The organism is Alcaligenes sp. LTN-3, from assembly GCF_059735605.1.
Genome location: NZ_JCAPDN010000002.1, coordinates 688,271 through 707,342 on the forward strand (window position 1 = coordinate 688,271; position 19,072 = coordinate 707,342).

18 protein-coding genes and 1 tRNA gene are annotated in these 19,072 nt (G+C 56.4%); 6 read left to right on the plus strand and 13 right to left on the minus strand.

Annotated elements, in window-relative coordinates; all coding sequences use genetic code 11:
* Positions 1-72 precede the first annotated feature (72 nt).
* The 4 genes from AC6I6N_RS11500 to AC6I6N_RS11515 all read right to left on the minus strand — a co-directional run bounded on the left by AC6I6N_RS11500 (position 73) and on the right by AC6I6N_RS11515 (position 3,571).
* The gene (locus AC6I6N_RS11500) at positions 73-393 is read right to left on the minus strand and encodes a PepSY domain-containing protein (RefSeq protein WP_094195798.1); all 321 of its coding nucleotides are present in this window, start codon (positions 391-393) and stop codon (positions 73-75) included.
* Between the two features lie 437 nt (positions 394-830).
* On the minus strand, positions 831-2,201 hold the full coding sequence (locus tag AC6I6N_RS11505) for an N-acetylmuramoyl-L-alanine amidase (protein ID WP_094195799.1): 1,371 nt from the start codon (positions 2,199-2,201) through the stop codon (positions 831-833).
* A complete protein-coding gene (tsaE, locus tag AC6I6N_RS11510) occupies positions 2,165-2,665 on the minus strand; it encodes a tRNA (adenosine(37)-N6)-threonylcarbamoyltransferase complex ATPase subunit type 1 TsaE (protein ID WP_094195800.1) in 501 nt (166 codons plus the stop codon). Before tsaE ends, AC6I6N_RS11505 begins: the two co-directional genes overlap by 37 nt.
* 9 nt (positions 2,666-2,674) lie before the next feature.
* Entirely contained in the window at positions 2,675-3,571 is an 897-nt protein-coding gene (locus AC6I6N_RS11515) for an AEC family transporter (RefSeq protein WP_094195801.1), read from the minus strand.
* 208 nt (positions 3,572-3,779) lie between these two features.
* Here AC6I6N_RS11515 and AC6I6N_RS11520 point away from each other — a divergent pair, with 208 nt between their 5' ends.
* A complete protein-coding gene (locus AC6I6N_RS11520; RefSeq protein WP_234354421.1) occupies positions 3,780-4,718 on the plus strand; it encodes a tripartite tricarboxylate transporter substrate binding protein BugE in 939 nt (312 codons plus the stop codon).
* 69 nt (positions 4,719-4,787) lie between these two features.
* On the opposite strand, the gene AC6I6N_RS11525 is transcribed toward AC6I6N_RS11520, so the two are convergent.
* Positions 4,788-7,076 carry an NADP-dependent malic enzyme gene (locus tag AC6I6N_RS11525; protein ID WP_094195803.1) on the minus strand — a complete coding sequence of 763 codons (2,289 nt, stop codon included), beginning with the start codon at positions 7,074-7,076 and terminating at the stop codon, positions 4,788-4,790.
* A 151-nt stretch (positions 7,077-7,227) separates the two neighbouring features.
* Between AC6I6N_RS11525 and AC6I6N_RS11530 the strand changes: the two genes are divergently transcribed.
* On the plus strand, positions 7,228-8,223 hold the full coding sequence (locus AC6I6N_RS11530) for a LysR substrate-binding domain-containing protein (RefSeq protein WP_094195804.1): 996 nt from the start codon (positions 7,228-7,230) through the stop codon (positions 8,221-8,223).
* A gap of 214 nt (positions 8,224-8,437) precedes the next feature.
* Here AC6I6N_RS11530 and AC6I6N_RS11535 read toward each other — a convergent pair whose 3' ends face one another.
* The 6 genes from AC6I6N_RS11535 to dctP are packed head-to-tail and all read right to left on the minus strand — an operon-like array spanning position 8,438 to position 14,444.
* Complete coding sequence (locus tag AC6I6N_RS11535) at positions 8,438-9,922, minus strand: aldehyde dehydrogenase (protein WP_230019082.1); 1,485 nt, start codon at positions 9,920-9,922, stop codon at positions 8,438-8,440.
* Positions 9,923-10,810, minus strand: a complete 888-nt coding sequence (gene dapA / locus AC6I6N_RS11540; protein ID WP_094195806.1) for a 4-hydroxy-tetrahydrodipicolinate synthase — start codon at positions 10,808-10,810, stop codon at positions 9,923-9,925.
* A gap of 35 nt (positions 10,811-10,845) precedes the next feature.
* The gene (locus tag AC6I6N_RS11545; protein WP_108728010.1) at positions 10,846-11,496 is read right to left on the minus strand and encodes a GntR family transcriptional regulator; all 651 of its coding nucleotides are present in this window, start codon (positions 11,494-11,496) and stop codon (positions 10,846-10,848) included.
* 25 nt (positions 11,497-11,521) lie between these two features.
* Positions 11,522-12,841, minus strand: a complete 1,320-nt coding sequence (locus tag AC6I6N_RS11550; protein WP_094195808.1) for a TRAP transporter large permease — start codon at positions 12,839-12,841, stop codon at positions 11,522-11,524.
* Positions 12,838-13,359: a TRAP transporter small permease subunit gene (locus AC6I6N_RS11555; RefSeq protein ID WP_395029016.1), complete on the minus strand. Its 522-nt coding sequence runs from the start codon at positions 13,357-13,359 to the stop codon at positions 12,838-12,840. The genes AC6I6N_RS11550 and AC6I6N_RS11555 overlap by 4 nt, the downstream gene beginning before the upstream one ends.
* A gap of 26 nt (positions 13,360-13,385) precedes the next feature.
* Positions 13,386-14,444 (minus strand): TRAP transporter substrate-binding protein DctP, encoded by a 1,059-nt coding sequence (dctP, locus tag AC6I6N_RS11560; RefSeq protein WP_094195810.1) that lies wholly within the window; start codon positions 14,442-14,444, stop codon positions 13,386-13,388.
* A gap of 550 nt (positions 14,445-14,994) precedes the next feature.
* Between dctP and AC6I6N_RS11565 the strand changes: the two genes are divergently transcribed.
* Both AC6I6N_RS11565 and AC6I6N_RS11570 read left to right on the plus strand, forming a co-directional pair.
* Positions 14,995-15,069: transfer RNA gene (locus tag AC6I6N_RS11565), tRNA-Arg, on the plus strand.
* A gap of 75 nt (positions 15,070-15,144) precedes the next feature.
* Positions 15,145-15,570, plus strand: coding sequence for a PACE efflux transporter (locus AC6I6N_RS11570; protein ID WP_108728007.1), 426 nt, complete (start codon positions 15,145-15,147; stop codon positions 15,568-15,570).
* A 214-nt stretch (positions 15,571-15,784) separates the two neighbouring features.
* Here AC6I6N_RS11570 and AC6I6N_RS11575 read toward each other — a convergent pair whose 3' ends face one another.
* On the minus strand, positions 15,785-16,174 hold the full coding sequence (locus tag AC6I6N_RS11575; RefSeq protein ID WP_108728006.1) for a winged helix-turn-helix transcriptional regulator: 390 nt from the start codon (positions 16,172-16,174) through the stop codon (positions 15,785-15,787).
* A gap of 151 nt (positions 16,175-16,325) precedes the next feature.
* Here AC6I6N_RS11575 and AC6I6N_RS11580 point away from each other — a divergent pair, with 151 nt between their 5' ends.
* Together AC6I6N_RS11580 and AC6I6N_RS11585 are read left to right on the plus strand one after the other, a co-directional pair.
* Entirely contained in the window at positions 16,326-16,937 is a 612-nt protein-coding gene (locus tag AC6I6N_RS11580; protein ID WP_108728005.1) for an NAD(P)-dependent oxidoreductase, read from the plus strand.
* A 16-nt stretch (positions 16,938-16,953) separates the two neighbouring features.
* Entirely contained in the window at positions 16,954-17,433 is a 480-nt protein-coding gene (locus AC6I6N_RS11585; protein ID WP_108728004.1) for a nuclear transport factor 2 family protein, read from the plus strand.
* A 172-nt stretch (positions 17,434-17,605) separates the two neighbouring features.
* Here the strand turns inward: AC6I6N_RS11585 and AC6I6N_RS11590 are convergent, their stop codons facing one another.
* Entirely contained in the window at positions 17,606-18,835 is a 1,230-nt protein-coding gene (locus AC6I6N_RS11590) for an MFS transporter (RefSeq protein WP_108728003.1), read from the minus strand.
* Positions 18,836-19,072: the final 237 nt, after the last annotated feature.

The window sequence follows — 19,072 nt, forward strand, 5'->3', positions numbered from 1 at the left end:
GGTTCTCCGGTGTGATCAAAGGGAAACAACTTCAGGGTTGAGGGTAGGAAGGACGGCGGCCAAGTGCAGGCTTCAGTGATTCCTTTCGCGCTCACGTTCGCGCTCCGGCTTGTCGTGACCCTCGCGCACTTTCATTTTCACGATGCGTAGCGTTTGCGGGTCAAGCTTGGCTTTGAACGAACGGCCTTGAGCATCCCGGCCGCGAATTTCATAGCAGCCGTCGTCAATTTTCAGGCGTTGCACCTGCCAGCCCAGACGAGCGGCATGCTCCAGGGCCGCATCCCGGCTTTGCCATTGCTGTACTGGGACATCGCAGTCGTCATCAGCACGGGCTGGCCCGGCTATCAGGGACAGGCATAGGTACACAATAAGCAGGCAGGGGGGGGATTTCATGATTTTTTCCTTGTCGTTTGAAGCCAATGCAAGAACGCTCGGAGGACATGGCAGGGTGTGTGTGCCTGGTCGTTGAGCCGACCAGCACATGGCTGCAGGGTGAGCCGATCAGGGAGGTGATTCGCGACAGGCGCGCGGACTACCCTGGCCTGGAATGAAGGGCAGGGGAGACGGGTAAGGAGCCGGACTGTACAGGCACAATGAGGCTTTGTTGGAATGGCGCAAGAAAGTGGATAGAGCCCTTGTTTGTCTCATCGACTATCTCTTGGAAATGAGTACTGGTTAACCTGTTTTCACGTAACGGCGCCGTAAAAAGAAATACGGCTAGTGTAGCGACTACGGGGCCTGATGAAATGAGTTTACGCTGGTGGGCATTGCCAAAGATCAAAAAAAGCGCAGCAGAAATCTGGTGCGCTTTTTGTGTGGGGCTTTACGGTTCAACTGCGGCTGGCCAATGCCGGGAATTCGGCAAAATAGCCTCGAATGCCCGTCAAAATAGCCTGGGCGATCTTGTCTTGATGCGAGGAACTACGTAGCAGACGTTCTTCTTCCGGATTACTGATAAATGCCGTTTCAATCAGAATTGAAGGAATATCGGGGGCTTTCAATACAGCAAAACCGGCGCGCTCGACACGACGTTTATGCAGGCGGTTGATCTTGCCGATCTCGCCCAGTAGACGCGAACCCACTTTTACCGAATCGTTGATCTGGGCAGCCGTAGACAGGTCCAGCAAAATTTGCGCGACCTGCCGGTTATGGGAACCCAGGTTCAGACCACCGATCAAGTCGGCATCATTCTCTTTTTTTGCCAGCCAACGGGCCGCCGAGCTGGTTGCCCCGTTTTGAGACAAGGCGTACACGGACGAGCCACGCGCGCTAGGTTTGATCCAGGCATCTGCGTGAATACTGATAAACAGATCCGCCTTTACCCGGCGAGCTTTTTGCACACGTACTTGCAGCGGGACGAAAAAGTCTGAATCCCGCGTCAAATACGTACGCATATTGGGCTGCGCATCAATCAGGCGCTTCAAACGTCGAGCGATGTTTAGCACCACATCTTTCTCACGTGTACCACCCGGACCAATGGCACCGGGATCCTCTCCGCCATGACCGGGGTCCAGTGCAATCAACAAAGGACGATTGGGTGTGCCAGGTGTTGCCGCCGGCGAAGGAGCGCGGGGCGGGGTGCTGACGGGTGGGGGAGTCCGCGCCACAGCGGGTGGCAGGGATTGCCCTCGGACAGTTGGCACTGGAGCGTCAGGCGAATTTTGAGCCAGGCTTTCCAGCACGGAAGCCAAGGGGTCATCGTCGTCCTGAATTTGCAGGGCCAGTAGCGGGTCCTGGGCCACGCGCGGGTACAAGTCCAGAACCAGACGGTACTTGTATTCACCAACGGGCTTGAGCGTAAAGATCTGGGGGGCGATGGGCTGTTTCAGATCCAGTACCAGACGCACGACGTCGGGCCGGTTCTGGCCCACACGTACCGAGCGAATATAGGGATCGTTAGGACGGACTTTGGAAACCAGCTCCTCGATAGTGCGGTTCATGGTCAGTCCCTGGATGTCCACCACCATGCGATGGGGATTTTCCAGCGTGAAGTGCTCGGCCTTGAGCTCGCTATCCATTTCAAGGGTGACGCGGGTGTATTCGTCAGCCGGCCAGGTACGGACGGCCACGATGGTGCTGGCGTTCGCCAGTCGCGGGATGACAGGAAGCAGGAACAGGGTAGTGGCCGTGGCGACGAATCGGCGACGGGCCTTGCCGGCGGGGGCTACTTCTGCAGGCTGGGGGCGAGTGTCGTAATCCATAGCGTTCCTTTGGCGCTGTGTGCATCCAGAGTGGCCAAACGACCGTCACCGCAATAATCCAGGTGTAAATCCAGATCGGGCTCGGGCAATAAATCCCCTGCTTTTTCGGGCCATTCGATCAGCACAACGGCATTGTCTTGCAAAATATCGCGAAAACCTGCATCGACCCATTCTCGTGGATCGCTAAATCTATAGAAATCAAGATGATAGAAGTATAAGCTAGAAACTTTATAACTTTCAAGTAAAGCGTAGCTGGGGCTTTTGATACGACCGGTCACACCGCAGGCTCGTAACAGGGCGCGAACGAAGTGGGTTTTACCGGCGCCCAGATCACCATGAAGGTGAATTCGGCCCCCCAGGGGTACGCCAGGCACCTGACCGCTAAGCAAGGGAGCAAGTCGCTCGGCCAAGGCGGTGGTGGCGTCCTCGTCAGGCAAGGACAGGGTCAACGCATGCGGATTCATAGGCGAGGATCAGGTAGCAAGGGATAACCACAGCGGAATGGTCAAGCCCGCTAGTATAGTGCCGATCGACATGGTTAGCGCGACCATGCGGCTATCGGCCCCCATACGGGCAGCCAGGACGTGGGCAGAAGAGGCCGTAGGCAGAGCGGCAAACACCAGTAACATCTGGCGCTCCAGTGGGCTCATATCCAACACCCAGGCAGTTGCCAAGGCAGCCAGGGGCAAAGCCAGCAGTTTGATGGCCGTGATCCAGCTGATCAGTGCGCCCGCCCGGCGCGAGCCTTGCAGCGATAGGGCGGCACCGACACACAGTAAACCAATCCCCAAGGCGCAGGCCCCCAAGCGGCTAAAGGCCAATTGAACCGGGCCTGGTACGGACAAACCAGCCAGATTCCAGGCCAATGCCGCTACGGTAGACAGGATCAGGGGATTTTTAAGCAGCTCGATTGCGATGCGGCCTTGTTGCCCACGCGCCAGCACGGTGACGGCCACCATATTGGCCATGGGAACCGAAAAACCTACCAGCAAGGCCATGACCGCCACTCCCGGTGGGCCAGCAATCGCGCTGGCCAGGGACATCCCTAAATAGGTATTGAAGCGAAATGCACATTGGGTCAGGGCCGCATGCTGCAAAAGTTCGGGTTTCAGAATAGGCAGGGCCAGCCAGGCCAGTAAGGTGCCGACAGAAATTAAAACAGCGGCAGCCACTAATAGAGGCCACGTGTCAGCCAAATTGAGGGGGATACGGGTAATGGAATCAAACAGCAGTGCAGGAAACAGCACGTAATAGACTAGTTTTTCAGCACCCTGGAAAAAATCCCGACTGAAATGGAAGCGGTGCAGCAACAAAGCCCCCAGTGCAATCAACAGAAAATCGGGCAGGATCAGCGGAAAAATGGTGGTCATAATGACGGTCGTTAAAGGCAGATATAGGTATATCCCCTGTAAGTATCTGCTTTCACAATTAACAATGGTTGGGGATTAGCTGCGCTATTATTGTTTGGTTCCCCTTACCCAGGGGATGGATCTACAAAAAGACGAAAGAGGAGATGTTCCCATGATAGAGAAGTTTCCCAAGAAATTTGCACTGCTATCCCTTTGTGCAAGTTTGTCCATGATCGGCACGGCCAATGTCGCGCACGCTCAAGCGGATTACCCTAATCAGGCGATTCGCGTCATTGTTCCGTTTGCGCCCGGTGGCTCCACCGATATTGTGGCGCGTATTGTGACCAAGGGCATGAGCGAAGTGTTGGGTCAATCCATGGTGATAGAAAACAAGGGTGGTGCCGGTGGCGCTATTGGAGCGGCAGAGGCGGCTCGCGCTAAACCTGACGGCTACACCTTGTCGATCGCGACTGTCTCGACCTTGGCCGTGAACCCCGCCTGCCGTCCCAATGATCTGCCCTATGATCCCTTGAAAGACTTTTTGCCGGTCAGCAACTTTGCCAACCTGCCCAACGTGATCGAGGTCAATCCCAAATTTCCGGCACAAAACTTCAAAGAGTTCGTGCAGCAGTTGAAAGCGAATCCCGGTAAATATTCTTATGGCAGCTCCGGGACATGCTCGGTGTTGCACTTGTTTGGTGAAGCCTTCAAGCTGGCAACCGGCACAGACATCGTCCATGTGCCTTACCGGGGCTCCGGTCCTGCTGTGACCGATGCCGTTGGTGGCCAGATCAACGCCATGTTTGATAACTTGCCTTCCTCCATGGCTCAGATTCAGGCTGGTAATTTACGCGCCTTGGCGATTGCCTGGCCCGAACGTCTGCCTGCGCTCAAAGATGTGCCGACCCTGGCTGAGGAAGGTTACCCGCAGCTAAATAGTCCAGCCTGGTATGGTCTGCTGGCCCCTAAGGGTACGCCTCCTGAAATTGTTGCCAAGTTGCATGCAGCCGCTGTTGAGGCCTTGAAAAAGCCTGAAATTATTGCTGCCCTGGAAAAGCAGGGAGCAACACCTTCGGGTAATTCGCCTGAAGAGTTCGCCAAGGAAATCAAAGAGCAGTACGACTGGGCCCATGACGTGGTCAAGAAAGGCAATATCAAGCTGGAATAAGGTTTGAATCAGAGGTAGTAATAAAAAAACCGGCCTTTGCAGGCCGGTTTTTTATGTCAGCCCTAAGGCTTAGCCACGATTGGCTTGCAGTACGGTCAGGGCTGTCATGTTGATGATGCGGCGTACGGTCGAGCTGTAAGTCAGAATATGCACAGGAGCATTGGCACCCATTAGGAAGGGGCCAATGGCGACGTTGCTGCCGGCGGCGGTTTTGAGCAGGTTGTAGCTGATATTGCCGGCATCCACGTTCGGGCAGACCAGCAGGTTGGCAGAGCCTGTCAGCGAAGAGTTAGGCAAGGTGCGGCTACGCAGGGCCTCGTCCAGCGCGCAGTCGGCGTGCATTTCGCCTTCTACTTGCAGGTCCGGTGCCTGTTCGTGAATCAGCTTGAGCGCTTCGCGCATCTTGGGGCCGGAGGCGGCTGAATCCGAACCGAAGTTAGAGCGCGACAGCAGGGCTACCTTGGGTTCCAGACTCAGCGTGCTCAACATGCGGGCCGCTTCAATCGTGTATTCCGCAATTTCCTGCGCATTCGGGTCGTCGTTGACGTGTGTATCGGTCAGGGCAAGTGTGCGCTCGCCCAGGAGCAGGATGTTCATGGCGGCGTACACGCTGGAGTCGGGCTTGCGACCGATCATCTCGTCGATGTAGCGCAGGTGGTTGTGGTAGGAGCCGATTGTGCCGCAAATCATGCCATCGGCATCGCCCAGGTGCACCATGGTGGCGCCAATCAGCGTCAGGCGGCGACGCATTTCCACGCGAGCCATTTCCTTGCTGATCCCGCGACGGCACATTTTTTCCCAATAGGTGGTCCAGTACTGGTGGAAGCGGTCGTCTGATTCCGGATTGGTCACTTCCACATCCACGCCCAAACGCAGGCGCAGACCGAATTTCTTGATGCGGGACAGCAGTACGGCAGGGCGGCCCACCAGAATCGGGTGAGCCAATTTCTCATCCACAATCACTTGTACGGCACGCAGCACACGCTCCTCTTCGCCCTCGGTAAAGACGATGCGAGCCTTGCCGCCTTCGCGCACCAGTTGCTTGGCGATGGCAAAAACGGGCTTCATGAATGCGCCGGAGTGGTAGACAAACTGTTGCAACTTGGCAATGTAGCCTTCCAGATCGGCGATAGGGCGGGTTGCCACGCCTTCTTCCATGGCCGCCTGGGCCACGGCGGGGGCGATACGCACGATCAGACGGGGATCAAAGGGTTTGGGAATCAGGTACTCGGGGCCAAAACTCAGTCCATAACCACCGTAGGCTGCGGCTACTGCTTCGTCTTGCTCTTCTTCGGCCAGAGCAGCAATGGCGCGGGCAGCCGCTTTTTCCATGCCACGGGTAATCGTGGTGGCGCCCACATCCAGCGCACCGCGAAAGATGTAGGGGAAGCACAGCACGTTGTTGACCTGGTTCGGGAAGTCCGAACGGCCAGTTGCCATGATCACGTCGTCGCGGGCGGCTTTGGCCACTTCAGGCAGGATTTCGGGGGTGGGGTTAGCCAGCGCCATCACAAAAGGACGGTCTGCCATCTTTTGCAGCATTTCAGCTTTCAGCACACCGCCGGCGGACAGGCCCAGGAACACATCGGCGTTTTCGATGACGTCCGCCAGCTTGCGGGCCTCGGTTTCTTTGGCGAAACGAGCCAGCTCGGGCACTTGGTGGCCAGGGCGGCCTTTGTAGACCACACCATCAATGTCCGTTACCCAGACGTTTTCTTCGGGCAGACCCATGTCCACCATCAGGTCCAGGCACGCCAAAGCGGCCGCACCGGCACCGGAGGTCACGACTTTGATCTTCTTGATGTCTTTGCCGACAACTTTCAGGCCGTTCAGAAACGCTGCCGACACGCAGATGGCGGTACCGTGCTGGTCGTCGTGAAAGACAGGGATGTTCATGCGCTCGCGCAGCTTGCGCTCAACCTCAAAACACTCGGGTGCCTTGATATCTTCCAGGTTGATGCCCCCGAAGGTAGGCTCCAAGCCGGCGATGATGTCCACCAGTTTGTCGGGATCGGTTTCGTTGATTTCGATATCAAAGACATCCAGGCCAGCAAACTTCTTGAATAAAACGGCCTTGCCTTCCATCACGGGCTTGGAGGCCAAGGCACCGATATTGCCCAGACCCAGCACGGCAGTACCGTTGGAGATCACGCCCACCAGGTTGCCACGGCCGGTGTAGCGGAAGGCATTTTGTGGGTCAACCACGATTTCTTCGCAGGCGGCAGCAACACCTGGGGAATAGGCCAGGCCCAGGTCACGCTGGCTGACCAAAGGTTTGGTCGCGGCAATAGTGACTTTGCCGGGAATGGGGAACTCGTGGTAATCCAGGGCGGCTTGTCGATCTACAGGTGAACTCATTGCGTGTCCTTTTGCTCAGGCGCCAAACAGATGTTTGGTGAAATCCAGGGAAGGCGTGGCGAATAGTGCGTCACTGCCGGTTTTCAACAAGTGTAGATAATTAAACAGACCCGGGTATTAGGGCTTATTATTACCCTATTAGTAAATGCTTATGGATAGAGGTAAGGGCTTGGAATCAAACGAAATCGCGCATCGCTTGGTGCAACGACTCAAGCTGCGCCACTTGGCCTTGCTGATCGAGATCGAACGCCTGGGGTCGCTGACCAAAGTGGCGGATTTAATGGCGATGAGCCAGCCTGCGGTGACCCAGGCCCTGGCCGAGGTGGAACAAGTTTTTGGCACGCCGCTGTTTTTGCGCTCCTCCCGTGGCATGGAGGCAACACCCCAAGGTCAGATCGTGATTTCACGCGCTCGGGCGATGGTCCAGGACATGGAGTTGTTGAGTCTGGATTTGCAGGCGCACAGCATGGGGCGGCAAGCGCATTTGCGTCTGGGTGTGATTCCCTTTGTGTCCGGCAAACTGGTTTCTACGGCCTTGCGGGCGACCCGCCCTCAGGGACAGGTGGTTTCTGTCAGCATTACCGAAGGTTTGACGGAAACCCTGCTGGAACAACTGCGTGATCATGCCCTGGATGCCGTGGTGGCGCGCAGCTCTGCGGATCTGAATATGAAAGGGCTGCGCCATGAGGCCTTGTACGCGCAGCAACCGCGTCTGATTGCCAGTCGGGAACTGGCAGGCCGACTGGGACGTCGCAAGCTGGACTGGTCGCAGTTGCAGGATCTGGACTGGATTCTGGGGCCGCGCAGTACGCCCATGCGACGGCAGGTGGCCAACCTGTTTTTACGCGCGGGCTTGCCCGAGCCTGTGCCCAGCGTGGAAACGTCTTCACCCAAGCTGATCGGTGAGTTGATCGTGAATCACTCCCGGGCCGTCTCCGTGGTTCCCACTGAAATTGCCGAGGAGCTGGTACGGGTATCCGGGGTGGCCATCGTGCCGTATTCCTTTGAATGGGGGCTGTCACCGATCGCGCTTTTTACACGGGTGGCCGGTCAGCAGCGTCCGGTGGACAAGTTGTTCGCGCAGGAGCTGAAACGGGTGTGTACCGACAAGACTGTGCCCTTGGAGCGGGGGGCTTTTTTCTACTAGTGTTGTTTTGCCCGCTGAGGGCTGATGACCAGTGTCACATCGTGAACACCCTATGCCGAGTGGGCCGGACGAGACCTGGAAGCAGGATGTTATACCGGCTCAAGAATCCGGATCCGCTCACGGACAAGAACCGCCCCCCGCTTTCATGTCCAGAAGTTTGGGGGGCGGTGTACAGCGGCCTGCTTATTACTGCCTGAGCCGCGCAAGGAGCGGATTACTGATTCACATACCAGATCGCCTTGGTTTGCTGGTACTGATCCAGGGCTTCCATTCCCTTGTCCTTGCCGCCAAAACCGGACAGTTTGAAGCCACCAAAGGGCGCGGTGATATCCCCTTCGGAAAAACCATTGACCGACACGGTGCCTGCTTTGATCTTGCGTGAGACACGTTGTGCGCGCCGTACATCCAGTGTGTAGATGGAGGCGGCCAGGCCGTATTGGGTGTCATTCGCCAAGGCGATGGCTTGTTCCTCTGTCTCGAAGGTCGTGACGGCCAGGATGGGGCCGAACACTTCCTCCTGGAACAGGCGGTCTTGCGGGGTGATGTGATCGAAGATGGTGGGTTCGATATACCAGCCACTGCCCAAGTCACTGTGGACACGCCCACCATGGACCAGTTGGGCGTTTTTACCGGGGTTCTGCAGAAAGCTGGCCACTTTTTCAAAGTGCGCTTTTTCGACCATCGGTCCTATAGACACATCCGGGTCGGTAGGCAAGCCCACTTTCCAGGAGTCCAAGCCCTGCTTGAGCTTGTGTAGCAGTGTGTCTTTCAGGCTGCTGTGTACGATCAGGCGGGAGCCGCAACTGCAGTTCTCGCTCATGTTCCAGAAGGCGGCGGCCAAGATGGAGGGAACCGCTTCGTCCAGCAGGGCGTCCTCAAAAACGACCTGAGGGCTTTTACCGCCGCATTCCAGCACGACTTCTTTCAGATTGCTTTCCGCAGAGTATTTCAGGAACAGGCGTCCCACTTCGGTGGAGCCGGTAAACGACACGATGTCCACGTCCTCGTGTCGTCCCAACGGTTCTCCTACTTCTTCTCCTGTGCCTGTGATCAGAATGAGCGCCCCCTCCGGGATGCCTGCCTGATGCGCCAGTTGTGTCATGCGATAGGCACTGAGGCTGGTCAGCTCGGATGGTTTCACAATCACCGAGTTGCCGCATACCAGGGCTGGGGCCACTTTCCAGGCGTACATCTGGGCCGGGAAGTTCCAGGGCAATACGGCGGCCACCACACCAATGGGTTCTTTGGTGATCAAACCCAGTGCTTCTGTGCCAGTGGGGGAGATTCGGCCAAAGCATTTATCAGCCGCTTCCGCATACCAACTGAAGGTGTCGATGGTGGCTGGCATATCGGTGTTCAGGCATTCGGTAATGGGTTTGCCTGCATCCACACAATCGAGCGCAGCCAGTTCCTCGGCGTGTTGCTCCAACAAGGCCACCCACTTGAGCATGATCTTCTTACGGTCAGCCGGAGACAGCTCGGACCATTGCCCGGATTCAAAACTTGCGCGTGCGGCAGTGACCGCCGCTTCTACATCCGAGGCTTGGCCAGCGGCGATTTTGCCAATCACGGTCAGGTCAATAGGGCTGATGTTATCGAGCAAGCCCGCAGCCGTGGTTGGGTGGCCAGGAATCAAATGGGAAGCGTGCAGCTTGCCGGCGCGGGCCAACTCAAAGACCGTCTCTTTCTGTGTAGACATTCAAGCCTCCTGTTCGACTTGGTAAGCGTTGATTTGTGCCAGGAAGTCATCCCGTTCCTGCGCGTCGACGGGTAGCAGGGGCAGGCGTACCGAACCGACATCAATGCCGTGACGCACGCAACCCAGTTTGGCCTTCTGGTTGTAGTTACCCGATTCCATGGCGGCAATGGCGGGCAGCATGGCGGCCATCATGCGGCGCACGCTGTCCCAGTCTCCTTGTTCTGCCGCTTTGAGCATTTGAACCTGCTCGGCCGGAAACACATTGGCCCCGCCACTGATCCAGCTACGGACGCCCCAGAACAGGAAGTCTGCGGCTTGGTCATCACAACCACACACCACCTGAAAATCGGGCAGATTGGCATTGACCATGGCCACTACCCGGCTGAAGTTACCGCTGCTCTCCTTGATACCCACAATGTTCTTGACCTTGGCCAGTTCGTAAACGGACTCAAGCTCGATCTGGATGCCGATGCGTGCCGGGAAGTTGTACATGACGATAGGCAGTTCGGTGGCGGCGGCGACTTCTTTGAAATACGCCACCACTTCATTTTGGCCCGGCAGGCTGTAAGGAGTGGGGGAGAGCATCAGCGCTTCGTAACCCAACTCCTCGGCTTCGCGGATTCGGCTGATGGCTTCGGCAGGTGACATGGAGTTCACGCCGGCAATCAGTGTTGTACGGCCACGGCCGGTGTTGGCAACAATCTCCAGCACGCGGCGGCGCTCTTGTGCGCTCAGTGCGTAGTATTCGCCCGTGGTGCCACAAGCCACGATGCCACCCACGCCGGCTTCAATAAAGCACTCGACCAGGCGCTCCAGAGCGGCTTCATTTAGTTGGTTGTTGGCGTCAAACGGGGTAACGATGGGAACGAGAATTCCGTTCAGATTCATGATGTCTCCAGATTATTAGTCGTTGGTCTATCGGTTTACTCAATGACCTTGCGGGTGAAGGCGCTAAGGTAGGCCATTAGCGTTTCAGAGCCTTGCAAGGCCAAGTCGGGGTTTCCAGCCTGGATGCCTTCAGCCAGTGTGAAATGAGCTTGGGCGCCGGCTTCCAGGTCGCCTTCGTATTGATAGGCGTACCAGAATCGTCTGCACTGAACGATCATGGGCGTGACCGCTTGCACAGCAAAGGTGTTGCGACAGGCCTGGTGGATGACTTCGTCCAAATGCTGATCGGCCAGCATATAGGCGTCGATATCCTTGGCGTTGGCGGCATCGACCATGGCCTGGGCGTGGCCGAGCAAGGCGCTGCGCTGCGCCGGGCTTGCCCAGCGGGCAGCGCCCTGCACAATCAGGCGCTCCAGAACCCGGCGCGTTTCAATCAGGGTCAAGTGTTCAGCCACACGGATTTCACTGACACGCAGACCACGGCGGGGCTGCTGCTCGATCAATCCCAGGGCGACCATGCGCATCAGGGCTTCACGCAAGGGGGTGCGCCCCAAACCTGTCATTTCCACCAGATCACTTTCCACAATGGCCTGACCAGGCTCCAGTTTGAGTGTGGCAATTAACTGCTCAATCGCTTGGTAAGCGGTTTCAGCGGCACGAGAAGAAGGGGCAGGGGCGCTACTCACAGAGACTCCAATACAAAAAATGACGTTAAAAGCCGGAGACTTGCTGGGGTAACCAGGTTGCAATCGCGGGAAACAGCGCCACGATCAGCAAGGTCAGTAACTGAGCAAGAACAAACGGCATTACACCTCGACAAACTTGTCCGTATGTCATGTCTTTGGGGGCAATGGACAAGAGGTAGAAAATGGATGAGGCCAGGGGCGGTGTCAGATAGCTGGTTTGAATAACGACAATCACCATCACGCCAAACCACAAGGGGTCCAGTCCTGTTGCCACAATAAAGGGCAGGAACAGCGGCACGCAAATCAGGACGTTGGCAGTCCAGTCCAGCACAAAGCCCAGCAAAAATACGATACCCAGAAACAGAATGATCGTACCGGTGCTGCCCAGGCCCAGATCACTGGTCAGCATGTGTACCAGCTTGGCGCCGCCATTGGCAGCGAAGGCGCCGGTAAACATGGTGCCCCCGGCCACAATCAGCATGATCATCGCGGTAATGCGTACCGTAATCCGTAATGCGCCACTGAAAACGTCCCAGTTGAACTGACGGTAGAAAATGCACAGGACAGCGGCGGCTGCCGCGCCCAGGGCAGCGGCCTCGGTGGGCGATGCAATCCCTTTCATCAAGGAGCCCAGAACGGCGATGATCAGCAGCATCATGGGAACCAGACCACGCATCGTAATACTGATTTTTTCACCCAATGGTCGGCGCATATCCTCGTCGTCCGCCCGAGGCCCCAGCTCCGGTTTGAGCGTGGTGGCGATCAGGATGTAGCCCACAAACAGCGTGGTCATCAACAGGCCCGGAAAGAGCATGGCAGCAAATAACTCTCCCACCGGAACCTGTGCCAGGGAGGCGTAGACGACTGCGACCACCGACGGAGGGATCATGGTGCCCAGCGACCCGCCGGCGCAGATCGTGCCGGCGATCAGGGAGTTGTTGTAGCGAAAGCGTTTCATGGCCGGGATGGCCATCAGCCCCACCATGATCTCTACCGCCCCCACCACACCGGCTGCGGCGGCAAAGGTGGCGGCCATGGCGATGGTGGCAATGGCCAGCCCGCCTGGCAGACCACCTAGCCATAATTGCATGGTGCGAAACAGGCGGGCAGCAATACCTGAACGCTCCAGCAGCGCCCCCATCAGCACAAACATGGGAATCGCTGACAGGATATGGTTGGTGGCCGCTCCATACAGAGCACCGTACATCTGGTCAAAGACCATGGGGCCAAAGGCGTACCAACCCGCCAGAAAAGCCGGCAGGATCAGCGCAAACGCCACGGGCATGCCCTGAAAAACCAGCAGAAACAGAGCGGGAAACATCAGTCCGGCAATCCATAGGTTCATGGGTTCACCTCGACCTTAGTATGGCTTTGCCCGTTGACCGCGCAGCGCAAGCCATGCGCCAGCAGTTGCAAGGTGAAGGCGACCAGACCAATGGCAATGCAGGCGTAGAACGGCCACATCACGGGGGCCCAGGGGCTGACCATTTCAACTTCGTTCAGCTTCCAGGCCATCCAGGCTTTGTTGATGCCAACTTTGCTCAATACGGCAAACAGGGGAAACAGCACCAGCAAGTACAGGACTACATCTGAAATACGGGCAAAGGACTTGGGTAAGTGCTTGCGAACCACATCAATGCTGATGTGTTCGTTCTGACGCATGACCCAGGCCATGCCCAGCAGAAAAATGGCTCCGTTCATCATGTACGCGATATCGAAGGCCCAGACTGTTGGCGCATGCAGCACGTAGCGGGCAAAGACTTCCCACACCATGGCCGTGACCAGGATGGCTGCAGCCAACTGCGCCAACCTGGCACTGACAAGGGCAACAAAGTCGATCAGTTTTGAAATAGGCTGCAGCATGGCAGCTCTCCTTCAGAAAGTAGGACTTAGTCGCGGATCAGGTAATTGCTCTCGCTGCGCCAACGAGTCAGAAAACCATCGTAGTCCGCCAGCAGATTTTTCATGTAGTCGTTGCCGGACTGCGCCTGGGCCTCGGCTTTCTTGTGTACCCAGTCATTGCCAGCCTCGGCCAATTGTTTGATGAAGGCCGGATCCAGGGTGATGACTTCGTTGCGTCCCTGGCGATACTTCTCCATGGCCTTGATGTCGGCGTTATAGAAGTAGTCCAGCGATTGATGCGTGGTCAGCTCAGCGGCGGCCTCAATGAGTGGCTGCAGATCGGCGGGCACCTTGTCCCAGGTTTCCTGCTTGAGGACGACTTCCCACATAAAAGTAGGCTGGTGCACACCCGGTACGACGATGTATTTGGCCGCCTGATGAAAACCTTCTGGGGTATTGGAAGAAGGAGTTGCCCATTCCACGGCATCGACCCCTTTGCGTTGCAGCAAGGTGTAGGTATCACCAGGAGGCACAACCGTGGGTACCGCAGCGAAATAGTCTTTCATCACATCGGCCCAGGCGCCGGAGGTTCGGTACTTCAGCCCTTTCAGGTCTTCAGCGGTTCGGATTGGGGTATTGGAGTGCGCCAGCACTTCGGTGGAGCCCAGCCCCACAATCATGGTTTTCAGGCCATTTTTGGAACGTAGTTCCTGCAGCTTTTCCTTGCCGCCGCCTTCATAGAGCCAGACGCGATAGGCATCGGGCCCCATGCCGCCGGGATACCCTGCAAAAATGGCATTGGCTGGGTCCTGGTTGACCAGATAGCTGGAGGTGGAGTGGCCCGCTTCTACCACGCCTGTTTCTACCGCTTCAAAGACTTTAAGGGCGGGAACGATTACTCCGGCTCCAAATGGCTGAATCTCGACACGGTCCCCCGTCATGAGTTTCACGTTCTTTGCAAAACGCTCCAGAAAATTCTGATAAAACGGGGAGCCTTCGGGAACCGAAGTCGGGACGCGCCAGCTAATTTCGGCTGCCTGTGTCGAGGCCATGCCGCTTAGTAAAAACAGGCCAGCCAAGGTGGATGCAACAAGTTTGGAATTCATGTTTGTCTCCAGTGGTTTTTTTATAGTCCAGCTCTGTCAGAGGCCGACGGCCAGGGGCAGAGCATGTGATTGATCTTAATATTTTATAAATATATTAACAACATATTTAGATTGGGGTTTGTCCTAAAAAGGGCTGAAAATGGCGTTGTGGGCGGGGCTTGGTTTTTTTCAGTAAGCGGCAAGGCAGGGAAAACCTTTCCAGACTGGGGGCTGAGGCGGTTTTTGGACTACGGAGTCATTCGTGGTCTGGATGCTTTTAGGCTTGTCTGGCGTATCTTGGGGCCGCTTTGTGAAGCTGTTTCAAACCTTTCACCTCTGCGGTCTAGCTGGTACACTTTGCGGCTGCTTTTCTGACAAGCGCACAGAGGCAGGACAGGTAGGTTGAACCGCCTTTTTGCTGTAGCACTTTCAGTAGCAGCAGGCAGGAAAACACCCGGTTTTTTGCAGACAAGAAAAGGCGTCGGATCTGCCCTTATATGTTGTAAAGCCTGAATTCCTGCCGTGTATGTGGCGTCTGGCCTGCTTGGGCCCACTCCACAAAAAGCCCGCCGGGCCCATAGTTAAATGGATATAACTTTCCCCTCCTAAGGGAAGATTGCAGGTTCGATTCCTGCTGGGCCCGCCATCGTATTTTTAATCGCACTGTTCTCTTGGCTCCTTGATCTTGGGGCTGAGGGGCGTGCGCATAAGCAGCTTAGCCATGACACTCCAAGGTTGGAAACGCCGCGTGTTTTACGTGGGTTTGTTTGAGTTTTTTGCCATTGTTTTTTCTTCTTTCCTGCTGGCCTACTTTGCCGGTGGAGAGGCCTCTGAATCTGCACCTATTGCCGTCGCGATCTCGGTGATTGCGATTGTTTGGAACTACGTGTTCAACACCGCTTTTGAGTATTGGGAGTCTCGCCAAACGGTCAAAGGCCGCAGCCTGTTGCGCCGTAGCGTGCATGCCGTCAGTTTTGAGGCTGGCCTGGTGATTGCCATCGTGCCTTTGTATATGTGGTGGTATCAGGTTGGCTTGATGGAAGCGCTGCGGATGGAAGTGGCCATTCTGGTGTTCTTCTTGATCTACTCCTTTATCTTTAGCTGGACCTTTGACCGGGTGTTTGGCTTGCCAGCCAGCGCGGCTTGAGGCCTTGGCTCCCGTAGATAGAAAAAGCCGCGTAATGCGGCTTTTTTGTTGTCGACCTGGGGCTGACAAGGCGTCGTCCCCTCCGGTTTAGGTTTAGGGCGGGCACTGGCATTCGGGGCAGGGGTAGGACCGTTCGTTCAGGCCTTGCTTGCAAACGGGGCTGGTGAATACAGGAGGTGGGGCGTAATGCGCCGCCGGGTGCATCCGGCTACTGTTAGCCCGATTTGGATTCCCGGCGTGCCTGACAGATACGCGCATGATGAATGTCTGCCCACTTCACCAGTTCCCGCATGGGCACCAGAAAGGACTGCCCCAGTTCGGTCAGTGTGTATTCCACGCGTGGCGGCACTTCTGCGTACAAGGTTCGTTGTACAAACCCATCCGTTTCCAGGCGCTTGAGTGTGCGCGAGAGCATCTGACGGGAAATATCGCCGATTTCCCGACTTAGTTCGTTAAAGCGCAGCGTGCCCGGTGCCAGGGACTCCAGGATCAGCAGACTCCATTGATCGCCAATTCGGTCCAGCACATCCCGGATGGGGCAGGGTTGCTCGAACTCTTCCTGTATCAGGCTGCAAGCCTGTGTAGTGGCGCTTGATGAGGACATGGCGACTTGCTCTCCTGTGTTCAATAGTCACTTGCGTGTGACCTAGTATGGCCGGCGTGACTTCTTGTGGACTGTCAAAAAACTGTCTAGCATCACGCTTAATGGTCTACTTTATAGACCAGGTCTTTATTTGAGCACACAAGGAGCGGTTATGTCTCGTATTGCATTGATAGGTGCTTCTGGCGAAGTCGGTTCGCGCCTTTTGAAAGAACTCTCTGATCGTGGTCATACAGTGACAGCGATTGCTCGCCATCCTGAAAAAATTGCCAGCCTGCCCAATGTCACGGCTGTTCAGGGTGATGTGAATGATCTGGACGGTTTGATCGCGCTACTGCAAGGTCACGATGTGGCGATTAGCGCCGTTCGTTTCGCCTCGTCGGATCCTTCCAAGCTGATCACGGCAGTTCGCGCGGCTGGTGTGCCGCGTTATCTGGTGGTGGGTGGTGCGGCCAGTCTTGAAGTGGCTCCCGGTCAGCGATTGATTGATCAGCCCGCATTTCCGGATGCGTATCGTACCGAAGCCTTGGGGGGGATTGCCTTTCTGGATCAGCTACGTCAGGAAAAAGAGCTGGATTGGACTTTCTTGTCGCCCTCGGCAGAGTTTGGTCCCGGTCAGCGCACGGGCAAATTCCGTGTGGGCCAAGACAGTCTTTTGGTCTCCGACCAAGGCAGCAAGATTTCTTATGAGGATTACGCCATCGCTTTGGTGGACGAGATTGAACATCCTGCCCATTCGCGCCAGCGCTTTACCGTAGGTTATTGATCAAGGAGTGGGGCTGATGAAAGGGTTAATTCGATGGGTATCTCCAGTTTTATTGGCGGGCTCTTTCTTGTTGAGCACAAATGCAGCGTTGGCTGCCAATTCGCCGACTCGTGATGTGGTTCAGGAAGAAAGCAATCGCACGCTAGTGGTCAATTTTTACGATAGCTTCTTTAACAAGCATCAGGTGCAGGAAGCGGCGACAGTGGTGGCCGAGGACTATATCCAGCACAACCCGGAAGTGCCGGACGGGAAGGCGCCTTTTGTGGGCTACTTTAGTGGTTATTTCAAAGAGAACCCGCAGTCTCGTGCGCGGATTGTGCGCAGTGCCACAGACGGGGATCTGGTCTATCTGCATGTGCATTCGACCAATGGCAAGGCCGATCGCGGACAGGCCGTGATTGATATTTTCCGGGTGCAAGACGGCAAGATCGTGGAGCACTGGGATGTGATTCAGGCCGTGCCGGAGCAGGCTGCCAATAGCAACACCATGTTCTAAGAACTCTGTTGTGGGGCGACGTATTGCTCCGGTGCAAAGAGGACGTATGTGTACGCCAAATAAAAGACCCGCCAATGATGGCGGGTTTTTTTGATGAAGGGGCCGTTAAAAAGCGTTCTTTTTGGGACTGCAGTTTTTGCTGGGGTTTAGCAGGGTTTTACTCCTGAGACGCCTAAGCCGTCTGCATCTTGATCTTGGCTTCGCGTATCGGCAGATTGACAATGGCAGCCAGTACGGCCAGCACAATATCAGCCCACCACATCCAACTGTAGTCACCAAAACGAGTCAAGGCAATACCGCCCAGCCACGCCCCCAGAAAACCACCGATCTGGTGCGAGAACAAGGCCAAGCCAAATAGGGTGGCCAGATAACGTGTGCCAAACAGCTTGGCGACGATATTGGCGGTGGGTGGCACGGTCGCCAGCCAGGTCAGACCCAGGCCGATGGCAAAGATGTAAAACACCAGATCGGTTTTAGGCATCATCAAGTACCACAGGATCAGCACGGCGCGCGAGGCATACATCAGCGCCAGCACATACTTGCTGCGCCAGCGGGCAATGCAGGAACCGGCGGCGATACTGCCAAAGATATTGGCCAGGCCGATCAAGGCCAAGGACCAGCTTGCTACTGAAGGCGGCAGTCCGCACAGGTCGATTTCCCCCGGCAGGTGGGTGACCAGAAAAGCAATGTGAAAACCGCAGGTGAAAAAGCCCAGGCTCAGCAGCAAGTAGCTGCGATCTGTCATGGCGTTTTTCAATGTCTCGGCCAGTCCCGGACCGCTGGTAACAGGAGCGGGGCGGGGGGCGGCGGCTGTCTTTTGGGCCTTGCTGCCAGGACTTAGTTTGCGGATCAGGGGCAGGGTTAGCAGGGCGGTCAGAGCCAGAACCCAAAAGGTCGACATCCAGCCCACCCAACCGATCAGCTTTTGCACGACGGGAGCAAAGACGAACTGTCCGAAGGAGCCGCCGGCATTGATCAGGCCAGAGGCCTGGCCGCGTGCGTGCTCAGGAATTCGTTGGGCGGCCGCGCCAATCAGGGTAGAGAAGCTGGCCGCACCCGAGCCAACGCTGGCCAGTAGGCCCAAGGTCAAGGTCAGTCCCAGGCCTGTGCCTATAAAGGGAGTCACCGCACAGCCCAATGCCAGAATCAGCAGGCCCGCGATCAGAACCCGGTCCGGGCCCCAGCGGTCGGAGCAGGCACCGGCAATAGGCTGGATCGCCCCCCAGGTAAGCTGGCCCACGGCCATGGCAAAGCTGATGGACATAATGCCCATGCCGCTTGCCTTATCAATCGGGCCGACGAATAGGCCAAAGGATTGGCGTATCCCCATGGTAACCATCAGGATGCCAGCCGCTGCCAAAGTCACCGTCATTACGGCGGGCTGGCGCAAGGATTGAAACATGGGGTCCCCTCTTATTATTCAGATTTGAATTATCTGGCGAAATGTCAAAGCGGTGCAATCACCTTGTCTGGTGAAAAGCGACTGGGCGGACAGTGTTGCAGTGCGCGGCTATCCAGTTCCAGTTGCGGGAGGAGGAGGAGGAGGTGGTGGTGGTGGTGCAGGGAGCAGAACTAGGCTGTTTATTGCGGCGTTTGATGGTTCAAGCAAGCGCGGAATATAAAAAAGACGGGCTGACAG

Excerpts from the sequence above, each read along its gene's own strand:
- dctP (WP_094195810.1), bottom strand. The coding sequence starts at position 14,444 with ATGAATTCCAAACTTGTTGCATCCACCTTGGCTGGCCTGTTTTTACTA.
- AC6I6N_RS11580 (WP_108728005.1), top strand. The coding sequence starts at position 16,326 with ATGTCTCGTATTGCATTGATAGGTGCTTCTGGCGAAGTCGGTTCGCGC.
- AC6I6N_RS11590 (WP_108728003.1), bottom strand. The coding sequence starts at position 18,835 with ATGTTTCAATCCTTGCGCCAGCCCGCCGTAATGACGGTGACTTTGGCA.
- AC6I6N_RS11535 (WP_230019082.1), bottom strand. The coding sequence starts at position 9,922 with ATGTCTACACAGAAAGAGACGGTCTTTGAGTTGGCCCGCGCCGGCAAG.
- AC6I6N_RS11575 (WP_108728006.1), bottom strand. The coding sequence starts at position 16,174 with ATGTCCTCATCAAGCGCCACTACACAGGCTTGCAGCCTGATACAGGAA.
- AC6I6N_RS11500 (WP_094195798.1), bottom strand. The coding sequence starts at position 393 with ATGAAATCCCCCCCCTGCCTGCTTATTGTGTACCTATGCCTGTCCCTG.
- AC6I6N_RS11570 (WP_108728007.1), top strand. The coding sequence starts at position 15,145 with ATGACACTCCAAGGTTGGAAACGCCGCGTGTTTTACGTGGGTTTGTTT.
- AC6I6N_RS11525 (WP_094195803.1), bottom strand. The coding sequence starts at position 7,076 with ATGAGTTCACCTGTAGATCGACAAGCCGCCCTGGATTACCACGAGTTC.
- AC6I6N_RS11505 (WP_094195799.1), bottom strand. The coding sequence starts at position 2,201 with ATGGATTACGACACTCGCCCCCAGCCTGCAGAAGTAGCCCCCGCCGGC.
- AC6I6N_RS11555 (WP_395029016.1), bottom strand. The coding sequence starts at position 13,359 with ATGCTGCAGCCTATTTCAAAACTGATCGACTTTGTTGCCCTTGTCAGT.
- AC6I6N_RS11530 (WP_094195804.1), top strand. The coding sequence starts at position 7,228 with ATGGATAGAGGTAAGGGCTTGGAATCAAACGAAATCGCGCATCGCTTG.
- tsaE (WP_094195800.1), bottom strand. The coding sequence starts at position 2,665 with ATGAATCCGCATGCGTTGACCCTGTCCTTGCCTGACGAGGACGCCACC.
- AC6I6N_RS11515 (WP_094195801.1), bottom strand. The coding sequence starts at position 3,571 with ATGACCACCATTTTTCCGCTGATCCTGCCCGATTTTCTGTTGATTGCA.
- dapA (WP_094195806.1), bottom strand. The coding sequence starts at position 10,810 with ATGAATCTGAACGGAATTCTCGTTCCCATCGTTACCCCGTTTGACGCC.
- AC6I6N_RS11520 (WP_234354421.1), top strand. The coding sequence starts at position 3,780 with ATGATCGGCACGGCCAATGTCGCGCACGCTCAAGCGGATTACCCTAAT.
- AC6I6N_RS11550 (WP_094195808.1), bottom strand. The coding sequence starts at position 12,841 with ATGAACCTATGGATTGCCGGACTGATGTTTCCCGCTCTGTTTCTGCTG.
- AC6I6N_RS11585 (WP_108728004.1), top strand. The coding sequence starts at position 16,954 with ATGAAAGGGTTAATTCGATGGGTATCTCCAGTTTTATTGGCGGGCTCT.